The 17,402-nt window shown below is 59.6% G+C and carries 11 protein-coding genes; 9 read left to right on the top strand and 2 right to left on the bottom strand.

Going from position 1 to position 17,402, the window contains the following annotated elements:
• Positions 1-31: 31 nt before the first annotated feature.
• Positions 32-1,243 carry a PLP-dependent aminotransferase family protein gene (locus B5F39_RS04515; RefSeq protein ID WP_087364417.1) on the bottom strand — a complete coding sequence of 404 codons (1,212 nt, stop codon included), beginning with the start codon at positions 1,241-1,243 and terminating at the stop codon, positions 32-34.
• Positions 1,244-1,415: 172 nt separating this feature from the next.
• On the opposite strand from B5F39_RS04515, the gene B5F39_RS04510 reads away from it, so the two are divergent.
• Genes B5F39_RS04510 through B5F39_RS04500 form a run of 3 tightly spaced genes read left to right on the top strand, consistent with a single transcriptional unit; the run spans position 1,416 to position 3,933 of the window.
• Positions 1,416-2,429 carry an HD domain-containing protein gene (locus B5F39_RS04510; RefSeq protein ID WP_087364415.1) on the top strand — a complete coding sequence of 338 codons (1,014 nt, stop codon included), beginning with the start codon at positions 1,416-1,418 and terminating at the stop codon, positions 2,427-2,429.
• A gap of 1 nt (position 2,430) precedes the next feature.
• A complete protein-coding gene (locus B5F39_RS04505) occupies positions 2,431-3,330 on the top strand; it encodes an RluA family pseudouridine synthase (RefSeq protein WP_087364413.1) in 900 nt (299 codons plus the stop codon).
• Positions 3,331-3,933, top strand: coding sequence for a DUF1847 domain-containing protein (locus B5F39_RS04500; RefSeq protein WP_087364411.1), 603 nt, complete (start codon positions 3,331-3,333; stop codon positions 3,931-3,933).
• A 414-nt stretch (positions 3,934-4,347) separates the two neighbouring features.
• On the opposite strand, the gene B5F39_RS04495 is transcribed toward B5F39_RS04500, so the two are convergent.
• Positions 4,348-4,878 (bottom strand): DUF6125 family protein, encoded by a 531-nt coding sequence (locus B5F39_RS04495; RefSeq protein WP_087364409.1) that lies wholly within the window; start codon positions 4,876-4,878, stop codon positions 4,348-4,350.
• 302 nt (positions 4,879-5,180) lie between these two features.
• On the opposite strand from B5F39_RS04495, the gene rpoB reads away from it, so the two are divergent.
• The 6 genes from rpoB to B5F39_RS04460 form a co-directional block, all read left to right on the top strand.
• On the top strand, positions 5,181-8,861 hold the full coding sequence (rpoB, locus tag B5F39_RS04490; protein ID WP_087364407.1) for a DNA-directed RNA polymerase subunit beta: 3,681 nt from the start codon (positions 5,181-5,183) through the stop codon (positions 8,859-8,861).
• Positions 8,861-13,876, top strand: coding sequence for a DNA-directed RNA polymerase subunit beta' (rpoC, locus tag B5F39_RS04485; protein WP_087364405.1), 5,016 nt, complete (start codon positions 8,861-8,863; stop codon positions 13,874-13,876). Before rpoB ends, rpoC begins: the two co-directional genes overlap by 1 nt.
• Before the next feature lie 396 nt (positions 13,877-14,272).
• Positions 14,273-14,644: a 30S ribosomal protein S12 gene (gene rpsL / locus B5F39_RS04475; protein ID WP_087364402.1), complete on the top strand. Its 372-nt coding sequence runs from the start codon at positions 14,273-14,275 to the stop codon at positions 14,642-14,644.
• Between the two features lie 29 nt (positions 14,645-14,673).
• Entirely contained in the window at positions 14,674-15,144 is a 471-nt protein-coding gene (rpsG, locus tag B5F39_RS04470) for a 30S ribosomal protein S7 (RefSeq protein WP_087364400.1), read from the top strand.
• A 40-nt stretch (positions 15,145-15,184) separates the two neighbouring features.
• The gene (gene fusA / locus B5F39_RS04465; protein WP_087364398.1) at positions 15,185-17,251 is read left to right on the top strand and encodes an elongation factor G; all 2,067 of its coding nucleotides are present in this window, start codon (positions 15,185-15,187) and stop codon (positions 17,249-17,251) included.
• Between the two features lie 35 nt (positions 17,252-17,286).
• On the top strand, positions 17,287-17,402 hold a 116-nt coding region (locus tag B5F39_RS04460; protein WP_143330653.1), incomplete at its 3' end, for a GTP-binding protein.

Raw genomic sequence — 17,402 nt, 5'->3', positions numbered from 1 at the left:
CCGGCTTCGCGCTTTTCTTAAATCTGCGGCGTTACAGCTCTTTTATCGCCGCGGCGAGACGTTTCGCCCCTTCTTCTATCTCCTCGGGCTGCGCGAAGGTGAAGCATGTGCGCATGAAGTCCGTCCCCATTCCCGGCTCGGCGTAGAAGGAAGGCCCCGTGACGAAAGCGACGCCGTGTTCTATCGCCTTCATAAAGAGCTGCGTCGAGTCTACGCCGGGAACCTGAATCCAGAAGAAGAAGCCTCCCTCCGGCCTGTGGAAGACCGCGTTCCGCGGCAGGTGCTTCCTGAAGGCCGCGTCCATAGCGTCGCGCTTCTTCGCGTAGTGCGAGATTATCTTCGGCAGGAAGCCGTCGAGGTGGCCGAGGCGGCAGTACTCGTAGACGAGCGCCTGCGCGACGACGCTGGTGCAGAGGTTCGTCCCCTGCTTTATCATCACCATCTTGTTTATAAGCTCTTTGTCGCCGGCTATCCACGCGACGCGAGTGCCGGGCGCGAGTATCTTCGAGAAGGAGCAGGCGTAGACGACGCGCCCGCTGCGCTCTTTGTCCATCGAGAAGATTGTAGGCACGTCCGCGCCCTCGTAGCGCAGATGTCCGTACGGGTCGTCCTCGAATATGACGAGGTCGTACTTTTCGGCAATTTTTAGAAGCTCCGCGCGCCGCTCCGCCGTCAGAGTAGCGCCGGATGGATTTTGAAAATTCACTATCGTATAGATGAATTTGATATTGTGCCCGTTCTTCCGTCCCTCCTCTATGACGGAAGGCAGAAGATCGACGCGCAGGCCGTCCTTGTCGCACGGTACGGAAAGGAAGCGTGCTCCGCGGTTGCGCATCGCGTGGAGCGCTCCGGGATATGTCGGCCCCTCGACTATTATCGTGTCGCCCTCGTTTATGAGGACGGCGCACAGAAGGTCCATCCCCTCCTGCGAGCCGGTCGTGATAAGCATCTCGTCGGGCGCTGTCTCGCGTCCCATGCGCGGGGCCATCCACTTCGCAACATAATCTTTGAGAGGCTCGTAGCCGTTCGTCGCGCCGTACTGGAGCACGTCGCGTCCTTCGCGTGAGAGTATCTGCGCGGCCTCCGCGAACTCGGCGACGGGGAAGACCGCGGGGTCGGGGTTGCCGCCGGCGAAAGATATGACGCCGGGCGTCTTCGTGTACTTCAGGAGCGCGCGTATCGGCGACGGCTTGACGCTGAGCGCCGCCTCGGAAAGCCTTGTTTCCCAGTTGACCGTACTCATGGACATTTCCCCCTTTTAATGAGCAATCATGGCATATCCATATTATACACGCGCCGCTGCATGCGCGCTGTCCGAAGCGCTGATGTATTAAATGTCCGCGGCGCTTTGAAATCGGCGGAAAAATGCTATCATTAGCAAATGCGAAACTGCCTTTACGGAAGGAAGATGAAGTATGACCTCCAACACGCTTCTCAACAGCCAGGAAGTGCGCAAGCTCCCCGCGGGCGCGCTCTTCAAGGCGATATTCGTCATCAGCTATATCTCGCAGAAAAGCGATAAAAACGGCAAGCCGTACTACGACGTGACCGCGACCGACGCGCTCGGCACGGTCGAGGCGAAGGTCTGGTCCGACGCCCAGTGGCTCGACAAGTCCGAGGCCGCGCCGCAGAGCGACGACGACAAGCTGCCGCCCGAGCGCATAGTCCAGCTAACTGGCCGCACGGTCGGCGTCAACGGCAAGGTCGCCGAGTACCGCGGACTGCTTCAATTCAACTTCAACAAGATAACTCTGCTCAATCAGGAAAAATATCCGCCCGCGGGCTACCTGCCGCACTCGCCGATACCGGTCGGCGAGCTTACTGCGCGCTTTGAGGGGCTCGTGAACGAGTGCCGCGGCGAGGCGGGGAAGTTCCTGCGCTTCGTATTCGGCGGCGACCGCTGGACGCGCTTCCGCGACTGGCCGGCCGCAGTGAGCCACCATCACGCCTACGCCAACGGTCTGCTCGAGCACACGGTCTCCGTCGCATCGTGCGCGAAGGCGATGGCCGAGTCTATGGCGGCCTCGGGCTACGACGTGGACAAGGAAATTGTAATCGCGGGGGCCCTGCTGCACGACATCGGCAAGCTCGAATCATACCGCATGACGCCCGTCCCCGAAATCACGGTCGAAGGCGCGCTGCTCGACCACGTCGCGCAGGGCTACCTGAAATTCTCGGAGCTCGCCGCGCAGTTCGGCCTCTCCGAAAAGCTCAGGACGCACCTCTCGCACATACTGCTCAGCCACCACGGGCTGCGCGAGTACGGCTCGCCCGTCGTCCCCGCGACGCCCGAGGCGCTCATAGTTTCGTCGGCGGACGAGCTCGACTTCAAGATGTTCTGCTGGAAGGACTCGGTCAAGAACCTTACGGACGAGCAGCCCATATCAGCGTGGAACAACTCGACGCAGCGCCGTTTCTGGAAAAAATAGCATGGCGCGCGAGCTGATAATATCCGCCGACAACGACGGGCGCAGGGTCGACCGCGTGCTGCGGACCCTGTGGCCCGGCGTGCCGCTCGGCGCGATAATGAAGGCGATACGCACCGGCGAAGTGCGCCTCGACGGGAAGCGCACCAAAGGCGAAGCGCGCCTCGCCGAAGGCCAGCGGCTGACCGTGCCGTGGGAAGACGGCTTAAAAGAGACGGCCGCGCCGGAACGCGGGCCTGTCCGCGCGAAGCCGCTAGAAACGCTCTACAAGGACGATTTCGCTTGGATAGTCAACAAACCGGCGGGGCTTCTGACCCAGCCCGACGAGCGCGGCGGCGACTCGCTGATTACGCGCGCGCTCGCGGAGCTCGGCTGGAGCCGGAGCGACTACCGCCCCGCGACGGTGCAGCGCCTCGACAGGAACACATCGGGCGCGGTGATAATAGCGCTCACTGGGCGGGCGCAGCGCGTGCTCGCCGAGCTGGTACGCGAACGGAAAATAAAAAAGATATACCGCGCCGTCGTCGAGGGCGTGACGGAGGAGAGCGGGCGAATCGAAATCCCGCTGCTCAAGGACGCGCGGACGAACACGGTGCGCCCCGACGAGCGCGGGCAGCGCGCGCTGACGATATACAGAAGGATAGCGACAGCCGGAGACAGGAGCGTCGTCGAGGCGGAGCTCGTGACGGGCCGCCCGCATCAGGCGCGCGCTCACCTCGCCGCGATAGGCCACCCGATAGCCGGCGACGCGAAATACGGCGGCAAAATGGGAAAACGGCCGCTGCTCCACGCGCGGCTCGTGAAATTCCCCGACGACCCGGCCCTGCCGCCGGCGCTGCGCGGACGCGCGATAGAGGCCCCGATACCAGACGATATGAAAAAATACGAAAGAGGCGAGTTATAGATGAGATGCGACAAATGCACTGAAAAACCGTGCCGCGAGGGAAACGCCTGCACTTCGTGCGACGCCGCGGCGCTCTACGCGGACGAGACCGACCGCCGCATGATGCGGGCGGCCTCGGAGGTCGAGGCCGAATACTACGGCGAGGCGAACCGCATACAGGAGATAATAATATTCTCGCAGAAAATGGGCTATAAAAAGCTCGGCCTCGCCTTCTGCTCGGCCTTCTCGGAGGAAGCCGCCAAGCTCTCGGCGATACTCGAAAAATATTTCGAGATAGCGACCGTCAACTGCAAAGTCTGCGGCGTGCCGAAGGCCGAGATGGGCGCGATGCAGAGCGAACGCGTCGGCAAAGTCTCGTGCAACCCCATCGAACAGGCCGCAGTGCTCGCAGAAGCTAAAACCGACCTCAACCTGCTGCTCGGCCTCTGCGTCGGACACGACGCGCTCTTCATAAAATATTCTAAAGCGCCGGTCGTCCCCGTCGCCGCGAAAGACCGCGTCCTCGCGCACAACCCGATGGGCGCGCTCTACTGCTCCGCGATATACAAGCGCATGACGCGCGAGGCGAGCAAATACGCCGAGGAGCACGAAAGCGAGGCGTAGCCGCGCGCTGCGCGTAATCAGCTCCGCGCGCCGGAAAACGCTGCGAGCGCGGCAATTTCCGGAAGCTTTGGAAAGCTTCGCGCGCCAAAGGAAATCTTAACGGAACTTATGAAAACGTCGTAAGCTTACGGAGAATTCCATTAGTTTGGAAAAATCCGCAGAACCGCGGAAATTTCCATGCGCCGCGGAGAAGCCTGCGGGTTCTTCGAAAAATCCATAAATCAACAAAAGCGCCGCATACTCACGGCGCGCGGGCGAAGCCGCCGCTCCGTCTGCACGCGTGGAGTAAGCGGCGCCTGTTTTATCCGGACGCCGCCGGGACGGCGCGCCTGGCGCAAACTGCCGCGCGCCGGCGCGTTTCGGCCCCACTCGGAATTTTCTAACGTCACTTCACGCGGACCGGCCGTCCTTGCGCTACGCTTCCTCCACGTCTTCGAGCGCGAACTCCCACTTGCAGCAGCAGCCCTCGTCCGTCACCTCTGGATAGCAGCTCAGGCAGCGGCATGAGATACGGTCGTCTATCGTTCGCGCGAAGCCGGCGTACTCGATGCAGCCGACCGGCCTGCACGGATGGAAGGGCATACCCTTGCGCCCGCGCGCCGTCTGCACGCGGCACTTCACCATCGTGTAGACGAGCCTGTCCCCCTCTATCGTAAGCTCGTCCTCGTTGAGATTCGCGTAGAAGCGAAGCCGAAGCGCCTTAGCCAGCCCTTCGAGCCCCGCGCGCTCCGGCAACCCGAGAAATTCCTTGATCCGCTTAGCCTCGATGACCGTGAAGCGCCGCCACGCCTCCGCGTCGTGATACATAGCCGCGTCCATGCCGTCGCGCCGCTCGACCGACTGAAACCACACGCCGTCCATCGCCAGCCAGTTCTTTGAATATATCTCAATGAGCCTTATCAGCTCGTCCTTACTGAAAGACGAGAGATTTTCATAATTCTTCACTCACAACACTCCTTTGTACCGCGCGCCGCGACTTCCGCGCGCGTCAAGCGACATATTAGCGCGCGTCGCGCCGCGAGGCAACGCCATCACGCTGGGCGCGGTGTGATGGCGCGCTAAAAGCTTGACAAAACACCGTCCGCTGTTACATAATAGCCTACGTCGGGAAACCGGACGCAGAGGAAATACTTGCCGAATATAAAAACAGGCGACACCTGTCTATTGACAGCTGTCGCTTTTTTGTTATAATTTCCATTTGTACGATTGTACATTCTTATAAATTCTTGAATGGGGAGGATGCGCCCATGCAGGTAAGACAGACCTCGGGCAAAGCATACGAACGCCGCAAGACATTCGGCAAGGGAAAAAATCTGATTCCGCTGCCGGACCTTGTAGAGGTACAGCGCAACTCATACCAGTGGTTTTTTCAGGCGGACACCGAGCCTGACAGACGCGCTTCTCAGGGGCTCCAGGAACTTTTCGATGAGATATTCCCCATCGAAAGCTACGACGGTTCCTTCGCGCTCGAATTCGTAAGATACTACGTCGATCCCGTGCCCATCAGTCTGGATGAGGCGCGCAGCAGGGACCTTACATGGTCGAGACCTCTGCGCGCGACGATTCGTCTGGTGAACAAAAAGAGCGGCGAAATCAAAGAAGAAGACATCTACCTTGGCGACTTCCCCGCCATGACCGAAAGGGGAACATTCATCATCAACGGCACGGAGCGCGTCGTAGTCAACCAGCTTGCGCGTTCCGCCGGAGTCTATTACAGCGCGGAGTTCGGCATCCCCGGGCAGGAGACCTTCATCGCGAAGCTCATCCCGGACCGCGGCGCGTGGATTGAGTTCGACCTCGCGGCTGGCGACGTGCTCTCCGTGAAGATAGACAACCGTAAGAAAATACCCGTCACGCAGATGCTCCGCGCCCTCGGCGTGCAGAGCACCGACGAGCTGATTCATCTCTTCGACGGCAAGGAAGTGGAGAAGGACCTCGTAGACGACGACGTGCGCGGAATGCTGCTCGCGGAGGACATAATCTCCCCGGACGGCACCGGCACGGTCGAGATACGCAAGAACACTCGCCTCACGAAAGAGCACATGGAGATCCTATGGAACCACGGACGCACGAAGGTCTGGGTCTGGGACATAGACCCGTCGCTCGCCGTGACCATAGAGCGCGACAACACGAACACGCCCGACGAGGCGATGCTCGAGCTCTTCCGCAAGCTGCGCCCGAACGAACCGGCGCGTATGGAGAACGCGCGCGAGTACATCTCGAGCATCTTCTTCGACCCGAGACGCTACAACCTCGGACGCGTGGGACGCTATAAGATAAACCGCAGGCTCCAGCTCGACATAGCGCAGTCGGAGCGCCTGCTGACGGTCACCGACGTCGTCGCGATAGTCAAGGGTCTCATCCGTCTGCGCGACGGGGAAGAGCACACGGACGACATCGACCACCTCGGCAACCGCCGCGTGCGCGCCGTCGGCGAACTTCTCCAGAACCAGGTCCGCATAGGACTCCTGCGCATGGAGCGCATCGCGCGTGAACGCATGACGACGACGCCAGACCTCGCGACGGCGATGGCGAAAGACCTTATCAACGTCCGCCCGATATCCGCAGCGCTGCGCGAGTTCTTCGGCTCTGGACAGCTCTCGCAGTTCATGGACCAGACGAACCCGCTCGCTGAGCTTACCCACCGCCGCCGTCTCTCGGCGCTCGGCCCCGGAGGCCTATCGCGCGAACGCGCCGGCTTCGAGGCCCGCGACGTCCACCATACGCACTATGGACGCGTCTGCCCGATAGAAACGCCGGAAGGCCCGAACATCGGACTCGTCACATCGCTCGCGACTTTCGCGCGCATTAACGAATACGGCTTCCTTGTCTGCCCGCGGCGCAAAGTCGTCGACGGAAAGGTTACGGACGAGATAGTCTACCTCTCCGCGGACGAAGAAGACGAATTCTATGTCGGACGCGCCGACCTTCCGATAGACGACAACGGATACATCGTCCCGTCGTCCACCGGCGGCATCTACGTCCGTCACCAGGACAACACGATAGAGATAGACCCGAAGGAGCTCGACTATCTCGACATATCGCCGAAACAGATAGTCTCCGTATCGACGGCGCTCATCCCGTTCCTCGAGCACGACGACGCGAACCGCGCGCTCATGGGGTCGAACATGCAGCGCCAGGCCGTTCCGCTCGTGTTCCCAGACTCGCCGATAGTCGGCACCGGCATCGAGCACCGCATCGCCAAGGACTCCGGCTCCTGCGTCGTATCGCGCCGCGCGGGCACCGTCACCTACGTGGACGCCGACCGCATAGAGATAAAGACCGACGACGGCGGCTACGACGAATACCGCATGCAGAAGTTCCGCCGCTCGAACCAGGGCACCGCGATACACCAGCGCCCGATAGTCTCCCACGGGCAGCACGTAGACGCGAGCGAGATAATCGGAGACGGACAGGCCTGCGACGAAGGCGAACTCGCGCTCGGACGCAACGTGCTCGTAGCTTTCGTTTCTTGGGAAGGCTACAACTTCGAAGACGCCATCCTGCTCTCGCAGCGCGTCGTCAAAGAAGACTACTACACGTCTATACATATAGAAGAATACGAGGTCGAATCCCGCGATACGAAGCTCGGCCCAGAGGAAATTTCGCGCGACATCCCGAACGTCGGCGAGGACGCGCTGAAAAACCTCGACGAGGACGGAATCGTTAGAATAGGCGCGGAAGTCAAGGCCGGCGACATACTCGTCGGAAAGGTGACGCCGAAGGGCGAGTCCGACCAGTCGCCCGAAGAGAAGCTGCTCCGCGCGATATTCGGCGAAAAGGCCCGCGAAGTCCGCGACACCTCGCTGCGCGTACCGCACGGAGAGGGCGGCAAGGTCGTCGAGATCAAGCGCCTCTCGCGCGAAAAGAACAGCGAAGATATGAGCCCCGGCGTCAACGAAGTCGTCAAGGTCTATGTAGCGCAGTTCCGCAAAATCACGGAAGGCGACAAGATGGCGGGCCGCCACGGAAACAAGGGCGTCGTCTCCCGCATCATGGCGGAAGAGGATATGCCGTACCTCTCGGACGGCACGCCGGTAGACGTCGTCCTCAACCCGCTCGGCGTTCCTAGCCGTATGAACCTCGGACAGGTTCTCGAGACTATGCTCGGATTCGTAGCGAGGGAGAACGGCTACAAGGTCGTCACGCCGGTATTCGAGTCCGTGACCGCCGAGGACATCGCTGACGACATCAAGAAGATACAGGACACGAAATACCCGGAGATGCGCGACGACTGTAAGATAACGATATACGACGGACGCACCGGGGAGCCGATGGCGAACAAGGTCATGGTCGGCGTCATGTATATGCTTAAACTCATACACCTCGTCGACGATAAGATCCATGCGCGTTCGATAGGGCCGTACAGCCTTATCACGCAGCAGCCGCTCGGCGGTAAGACCCAGTTCGGCGGACAGCGTTTTGGCGAAATGGAAGTCTGGGCGCTCGAGGGCTACGGCGCGGCGCACATGCTCCAGGAAATGCTTACGGTCAAATCCGACGACATCCGCGGACGGCTCAAGACCTACGAGCGCATCGTCAAGGGCGAAAACCTCACGAAGCCCGGCGTGCCCGAGTCGTTCCGCGTCCTCATAAAGGAACTGCAGGGACTCGCGCTCGACGTCGAGATAATGTACGCCGACGGCACATTCGGCGAGCTCGTGCTCAGCGACGACGACGACAGAGGCTCGCGCCGCGTCTCCTTCAAGCCCGACGCGACCGTCGACGACATCGACGCGGCCTTCCTCGGAGAGGGCGACGCCGTCAAGCCGCACGCGAGCGGCATAGACGACCTGTTCCACGAGAACGCCGCGGAATACAGCGGGCTCGAACTGCACGAGACCGACGAGGAAAAAGAGGCCGCGGCGCTGAGCGACGATTTATTTGAAAGCGGCCCGGAGACCGGTGACCAGGGGGATGAAGATTAATGACTAACATAGGCCATGAAATCGCCGGAGTAAGAATGAGGCTTTCTTCCCCGGAGAGAGTCAGGGAGCTCTCCAGCGGGGAAGTCAAAAAGCCCGAAACCATAAACTACAGATCGCTCCGTCCCGAAAAGGACGGCCTGTTCTGCGAGCGCATATTCGGCCCAATCAGGAGCTACGAGTGCGCCTGCGGCAAATATAAGCGCAGCGGCCCGAAATTCCGCGGCGTTGTCTGCGAACGCTGCGGAGTCGAGGTCACGGACAACCGTGTGCGCCGCGAGAGGATGGGGCACATCGAGCTCGCCGCTCCCGTCGTCCATATCTGGTACCTCCGCGGCATACCGAGCCGCCTCAGCCTGCTGCTCGGCGCTTCGACGAAGGAACTTGAGAAAGTCGTATATTTCGCTCCGACTCGCCGCCGTGAAAAGGTATATAAGGTAGTCAGCGAAGGCCGCAGGATAGACCTCGCCCGCCGCGGCTCTCTCATGTCGGCTTCGGAGGAGCGCATCCATCGTTTCTACGACCCGAAGTTCAAGGCCGAGGAGGCCTACCGCATAACGAAGGTCGAAGACGTCCCCGTCGACGAAGGCGATATCATCACCGCGTCTCAGGTCAGCCGTTTCCGCAGCGACTTCGGAGACGACCTCTTCAAGGTCGAGCCCGCCTACAGGGTCTACAAAGAGGGTGAAGCCCTGGAAGATGCCAAGACCGTATCGGAAACCAAGAAAAAGGTGATGCTTGAGCGCGATCCGGAGCTCAAGGCCGACCGCACGGTTCTCAACAACCAGGAGGCGTACATAGTCACGGCCGTCGTCCACCTTCCTTTCGCGAAAAACGACGTAATATCAGAAAGCGAGTCTCGTCTCTACACGCAGAAATATCCGAAGCGCTTTCAGGCTGTCGAGGAGACGGAGACGATAGAAGACCCGTGCTACATCGTCATCAACGGCGGCGAATCGCCGTTCGAGCGCGGCGACATAATCCTCGAGCGAGAGCAGGATATCTGCGCAGCCTACGACGGCGGTTTCAAGGCCGGCATCGGAGCAGAGGGCGTCTACACGCTGCTGCACGAGATAGACATCGACACGCTCGTCGACCAGCTCCGCGAGGAGATAGCCGAGTGCTCAGGGCAGAAGAAGCGCAAGCTGATCAAGCGCCTCCAGGTGGCCGAGGATTTCCGCAAGAGCGACTCACGCCCAGAATGGATGGTGCTCTCCGTCCTTCCGGTCATCCCGCCCGACCTTCGCCCGATGGTCCAGCTCGACGGCGGACGCTTCGCGACCTCCGACCTCAACGACCTGTACCGCCGCGTCATAAACCGCAACAACCGTCTGCGCAAGCTTCAGGAGCTCCGCGCGCCCGAGATAATCGTGCGCAACGAGAAGCGTATGCTCCAGGAGTCCGTAGACGCGCTTATAGACAACGGACGCCGCGGCAAGGCGGTGCTTGGTGCCGGCAACCGTCCGCTCAAGAGCCTCACCGACCTTCTGCGCGGAAAGAAAGGCCGCTTCCGTCAGAACCTTCTCGGCAAGCGCGTCGACTACTCCGGCCGCTCCGTCATCGTCATCGGCCCGCACCTCAAGATATACCAGTGCGGACTGCCTAAGCAGATGGCGCTCGAGCTCTTCAAGCCCTTCGTCATGCACAAGCTCGTCGAGAGCGGCCTCGCTCCGAACGTCAAGAGCGCCCGCCGCTTCATCGAACGCGGACGCGACGAGGTATGGGGAATCCTCGAGGACATCATCAAGGACCACCCCGTCATGCTCAACCGCGCGCCGACGCTCCACCGCCTCGGTATACAGGCGTTCGAGCCGGTGCTTATAGAAGGAAAGGCGATACGCCTGCATCCGCTCGTCTGCACAGCCTTCAACGCAGACTTCGACGGAGACCAGATGGCCGTCCACGTCCCGCTCTCGCTCGAGGCGCAGACCGAGGCGCGCGTCCTCATGCTCTCCTCGAACAACCTGCTCTCGCCGGCGAGCGGCAAGCCGGTCGTAACGCCGACGCAGGACATCATCCTCGGCGTCTACTACCTCACGACGATGCGCGACGGCATGAAGGGAGAGGGTATGCACTTCCGCGACATGGACGACGTGCTCTCGGCGCTCGATCACGAGCTCGTCCACGTCAACTCAAAGGTGCTGCTCAAAAAAGACCCGGCGTGGGAGTGCGACACTGTAGACGGCAAATGGATAGAGACGACTCCGGGCCGCGTGCTCTTCAACTGCGCGCTGCACCCCGGCTTCCGCTACAAGAACGAGATAATAAATAAGAAAGTAATGGGCAAGCTTCTTGACGAGGCCTACGACAAAGTCGGACAGACCGGCATGGTCGTCATGCTCGACGCCATCAAGGCGCTCGGCTACAAGTGGTCCACGATAAGCGGCATCAGCCTCGGCGTCGGCGACGTCATCGTTCCGAAGGAAAAAGAGGAGATACTCGACGTCACTCTCGTCCAGGAGGAGGACCTCACGAGCCAGTACGAAATGGGTATCCTCACCGAGGACGAGTACATGCGCCAGAAAGATATACTCTGGTCCGACGCGGGACGCCGCATCTCCGACAAGATAATGGAGGGCATGGACCTCAACAACGCGCTGTGGGTCATGGTCGACTCGGGAGCCCGAGGCTCGCGCGGACAGGTCGCGCAGATGGCCGGTATACGCGGACTCATGGCCGACCCGTCGGGACGCATCATCCGTTACCCGATCACTGCGAACTTCAAAGAAGGGCTCAATACGCTGGAATACTTCATATCCACGCACGGAGCCCGAAAAGGACTCGCCGACACGGCCCTTCGTACCGCTAAATCGGGATACCTGACCCGCCGTCTCGTAGACGTCGCGCAGGATCTTATAATAATGGAAGAGGACTGCGACACGCATCACGGCGTCGAGATTCGTCCGCTCCTGCAGCAGGACGGCAAGGCGACGATCAGCATGTCCGAGCGCCTGACTGGCCGAGTCAGCCTCGAGGACGTTAAGAACCCGGAGACGGGCGAGCTCCTTCTTGAAAGAAACGAAGAAATCTCGGCCGAGAAGGCGAAATATATCGAATCCCTCGGCATAACCTCCGTCTGGGTACGCAGCCCGCTGACCTGCGGCCTGCGCCACGGCATCTGCCGCACCTGTTACGGACGCGACCTGGCGACGAGAAAGAAGGTCGCCATAGGCGAATCGGTCGGCGTCGTCGCCGCCCAGTCGATAGGCGAACCGGGTACGCAGCTTACGATGCGCACATTCCACACCGGAGGCGTACGCCAGTTCACCGGTGAAGACATCACGCAGGGCCTTCCGAGAATCGAACAGCTCTTTGAAGTCCGCCGCCCGAAAAAGGTCGCCATCCTCGCGGAGGAAGAGGGCACGCTCGTCGAGGTGCGCGAAATGGACGGCAAGCGCAAACTGATAATAGCGAAAGAGCACGAGGACGGAACGGAAGAGCGCGTCTCCTACAACATCCCGGCCTCGCAGAACCTTCTCTCCGGCATAGAAGAGGGCAGCCACATCAAGAAGGGGCAGCTCCTCACCGAAGGCTATATCGATCCTCAGCAGCTCCTTGAAGTCGAAGGGCTCGAAGCCGTACAGCACTATCTGCTCGACGGCATCCAGGAAGTCTACCGTTCACAGGGCGTCTCCATCAACGACAAACACATCGAGACGATCCTGCGCAAGGTCGCTCCGGTCAACCGGGTCCGCGTAATGAAGGAGGGCGACAGCGCCTTCGTCTCCGGCGAACTCGTCTGGAAGGACGACCTCGAGAAGGCCGTCGAAGAGATACGCGAGCAGAACGCGCAGTCGCTCGACGAGTCCTACGAGTTTATAAAGAACTACAAGGTGACCGACGTCGTAGGGGCCGCCGCGCCCGAGAACGGCTCGCAGGACTTCTCCTCGTTCTCGAAGGGAATGCTGGAGACCATACTGCAGCCCGGCAGCCCGGCGACAGAGATAATCGCCGAGGACTCCGCCGGAGAGGTGCGCGTGATCATAGGCGACAGCAATTTCAGACGCGCTATGGAAGGCCTTGAGCTGACGAGCGACTTCACCTCGCCCGAGAGCGGCGAAGTGCTTATAAAAGAAGGCACGCGCCTCGCATCCTCGGACCTTTCCGCGATAACCGGATTCGCTCCGAGACCTGTATGCATCCGTGACATGAACCTGCTCGAAGAGAACAAAGACAAGGCATGGATATCAGGCGACATAACGGACGAGGAAGGAAATGTCATAGTAAAATCAGACGCCGTGCTGAACGACGACGTTATCGCCCTGCTCAGAAAGCATAACGTGAAGCAGATAAAGCTTTGGAAGTCGCCAGAGGTTATCAATCTCACGGACGCGATGCACCACGTGCTTATCGAGCACTTCTTCGGGAAAGCCGTGAAGCAGGCGATGAACGCCGACGGCGAAGTTATAACCGACATCCCGCACGTCATAGACGGCGCGGTGATAAGCGGACTCATCGACGGCTCCATAAGCGGCGTTGAATGCGACGACATGATTCTGACGCGCGAGCGCGTACTGAAGCTTCTCCTCACTGAGCGCGTGCTCGGCAAGATACTGCTCGAGCCCATCACCGACGAGAAGGGCGGCGTCGCCGTCGCCGGCGCGCAGGAGATCACGAGCTCCCTGCTCGATAAGATAGCCTCCGCCGCGCACGGTACGATCACGGTGCGCTCCAAGTCGTCTGCCTCTGAGTACAAGAAACTTATGCAGAGAGTGTCGTTTGTAAGACGGCTCAGCGAAGAGCCGCAGTGGCGCCCCGTCGTACACGGCGTGACGAAGGCGGCGCTCGCGACGGACAGCTTCCTCTCAGCGGCGTCGTTCCAGCAGACGGCTCAGGTCCTCGCCGCTGCGGCAGTGAGAGGCGACGTCGATACCCTGGCGGGCCTGAAGGAAAACGTCATCATCGGCCTCCTGATTCCCGCTGGAACCGGAGTCGAGCGTCACCGCAAGGTAGAGATAACCGAAATCGGCGACGACGCGACAGAATCCGAACCGACCGAGGTCTCGTTCGCGGAATAGAATCTTTTCCGCTCGGCATTCAGCGTTAATTTTAACAGCGCAGGGCATCGTCTTTATTGACACGTATGCCCCGCGCTGTTAATATATATCGGTGCGGCTGCGCACAGGAGGTGTTCGTGTGCCTTTAATCGAATTATCCTCTTCACCGAGGACGGCGGGTTTCAACAGCGTCATGAGGAGCCTGCGGCGCGGCGAAGTGATGAAGATTTTTCTGGCGGACGACGCTGACGAAAAGCTTGCGGGAGAGGTAAGGCGTGTTTCTGAGGAAACGCGGACTCCCATAGAGACAGCGGAAGATTCGGTGAAGTTAGGAAGAGCCTGCGTAATGCCACACAAAACGGCAGTCGCGGCGATTCTTAAAAAGTAGAACGACTACTATGAAAAGGAGGGAGCTAGTTGCCAACAATTAATCAGCTCATTCACACGGGCAGGGAAGAGAAGAGGCGCCGTTCCAGCGCTCCTGCGCTCCAGGAAAATCCCCAGCGCCGCGGCGTTTGCACCCGCGTATACACAGTTACGCCTAAGAAGCCGAACTCGGCTCTTCGCAAGGTCGCGCGTGTCCGTCTTACGAACGGTATAGAGGTTACCGCCTATATCCCCGGAGTAGGGCACAATCTTCAGGAGCACTCTGTCGTGCTTGTGCGCGGCGGTCGTGTAAAAGACCTGCCGGGCGTCCGTTATCACATAATCAGAGGCACGCTCGACTGCGGTGGAGTCGAAAACCGCCGTCAGAGCCGTTCGCTCTATGGTGCGCGTAGGCCGAAGTAGTTTTGGAATTTCAGTGGAGGTAGTTATTTATGCCGCGTAAAGGTCATGTAAAAAAACGTGTAACGCCGCCCGATTCCATCTATGGCAATCCGTCTGTGACGAAGTTCATCAACTGTCTCATGATGGGCGGAAAGAAGAGCACCGCCGAGCGTATACTCTACGGTGCGCTGGAATTGGCCGGAAGCCGGCTGAATATGGAGCCCGGCGAAGTATTTGAAAAAGCGATGACGAACGTCCGCCCGTTGGTGGAAGTCCGTCCAAGGCGCGTCGGCGGAGCCACGTACCAGGTCCCCGTCGAAGTGAAGCCCGACAGGGCGCAGGCGCTGGCGATCAGATGGATCATCAGCTACTCTCGTTCCCGCAAGGGCATTCCGATGGTCGAGCGTCTCGCGAGAGAGTTCGGCGACGCCTGCAAGGGTGAGGGCGGTTCTGTAAAGAAGCGCGAGGACACTCACCGTATGGCTGAAGCCAACCGTGCCTTCGCTCATTACCGTTGGTAGTGAAAACGATAAATCTTAATCTTGTTTGGTGGTGTTGACGATGCAGGGCATCGATTTAAGCAAAGTGCGCAATATAGGAATAGCTGCGCATATAGATGCGGGTAAGACGACGACTACTGAGCGTATCTTGTTCTATACAGGCCGTAAACATAAGCTCGGGGAAACGCACGAAGGCGCCGCGACGATGGACTGGATGGAGCAGGAGCGCGAACGTGGCATCACTATCACTTCGGCCGCGACTACCTGTTTCTGGCACGATTGCCTGATCAATATCATTGATACGCCCGGGCACGTGGACTTTACTGTCGAAGTTGAGCGTTCCATGCGCGTTCTCGACGGTGCCGTTTCTGTATTCTGCGCCGTCGGAGGAGTCGAGCCTCAGTCGGAAACGGTATGGCGCCAGGCGGACAAGTACGGTGTGCCCAGGATAGCGTTCGTCAACAAAATGGACAGAGTCGGCGCCGACTTCGCCGCTGTCGTAGACCAGATGCGTAAACGCCTTGGCGCCAAGGCTGTGCCGATCCAGCTTCCGATAGGCGTGGAGGACGGATTCTCTGGCATGGTGGACCTTGTGAATTATAAGGCGGTCATTTACGACGATACGCTCGGAACCGAATTCCACAGCGCTGAGATCCCGCCGCAGCTCGAAGAGGAAGCCGCTCTCGCCCGCATGGAAATGCTCGAGATGCTGGCCGACCATGACGACGAAATGATGGAAATGTACCTTGAAGGCAAGGATATCCCCGTCGAGCTCATCAAGAAGGTCATCAGAAAATCCACGATAGCCCTCGAAATAGTCCCCGTTATGTGCGGCTCCGCATTTAAGAATAAAGGCGTACAGCCGCTGCTTGACGCTGTCGTCGATTATCTTCCGAGTCCTCTCGATATGCCTCACGTAATAGGCGTGGATCCCGACGACACCTCTAAAGAAATAGAGATAACCGCGTCTGCGGACGAACCCTTTGCCGCTCTTGCGTTTAAAATCATGGTTGACCCGTTTGTCGGACGCCTCGCGTTCTGCCGTATATACTCCGGCAAGATAGAAAGCGGTATGTCAATCTACAACTCCAACACGAGACGCCGCGAAAGAGTCGGACGCATCCTCCGTATGCACGCCAACAAGAGAGAGGAAATGGACGGGGCTCAGGCTGGGCTTATCGTCGCTATTCCCGGTCTAAAGCAGGTCCGCACCGGCGACACGCTCTGCGATGAAAAGCGCCCGGTTCTCCTCGAGAACCTGATCTTCCCCGAGCCTGTTATCTCTCTCTCCGTCGAACCGATGAGCAAGGCGGATCAGATAAAACTTGCCAAGGGGCTCGAGGCCCTCTCCGAAGAGGACCCGACCTTCCGTGTCTCGGTCAACGAGGATACCGGTCAGACTCTTATCAGCGGTATGGGCGAGCTTCACCTTGAGATAATCGTCGACCGTCTCCGCAGGGAGTTCAACGTCGAGGTCAAAGTTGGCCGTCCGCAGGTCGCTTACCGCGAAGCCATACGCAAGCCTGCGAGAGCTCAGGGCAAGTTCGTAAGACAGTCCGGCGGTAAAGGGCAGTACGGAGATGTGGTGCTCGAAATCGAGCCGCTCGAGGACGGCAAAGGCTTCGAGTGGGAAGACAGGATCGTCGGCGGCGTGGTGCCGAAGGAATATATCCCCGCTGCTCAGAAGGGCGTCGAGGACGCGCTGAACAACGGCGTACTCGGCGGCTATCCGGTCATCGGAATCAGAGTCGCGCTCGTCGACGGAAGTTATCACGAGGTTGACAGCTCCGAAATGGCCTTCCGCATAGCCGGCTCCATGGCGATCAAGGAAGCTCTGAAGAAGGCCGATCCGGTCCTTATGGAACCTGTTATGAACGTCGAAGTCGTTGTCCCGGAAGAATACATGGGCGACGTTATCGGAGACCTTTCGTCGCGCCGCGGCAGAGTAGCTGAGATGGGCGTACGCGCCAACGCACGCATCGTCAAGGCATTCGTCCCGCTCGCGGAGATGTTCGGCTACGCGACGGACCTGAGAAGCAAAACTTCAGGGCGCGCTTCCTATACGATGAGCTTCGACCATTATGAAGAAGTACCGCGCAATGTAGCCGAAGAGCTGCTTAAAGCGTAGAATACCTAGAGAATTATCAGAGGAGGTTAAGAACTATGGCAAAGGAACATTTTGTACGTAATAAGCCGCACCTCAACATAGGTACGATAGGACACATCGACCACGGCAAGACGACGCTGACGGCGGCGATCACGAAGACGCTGGCGCGTCA

Source organism: Cloacibacillus sp. An23 (genome assembly GCF_002159945.1).
Classification (GTDB): domain Bacteria; phylum Synergistota; class Synergistia; order Synergistales; family Synergistaceae; genus Caccocola.
Note: the sequence above shows the minus strand (reverse complement) of the source record. Positions and strands in the feature narration are given on the sequence as shown.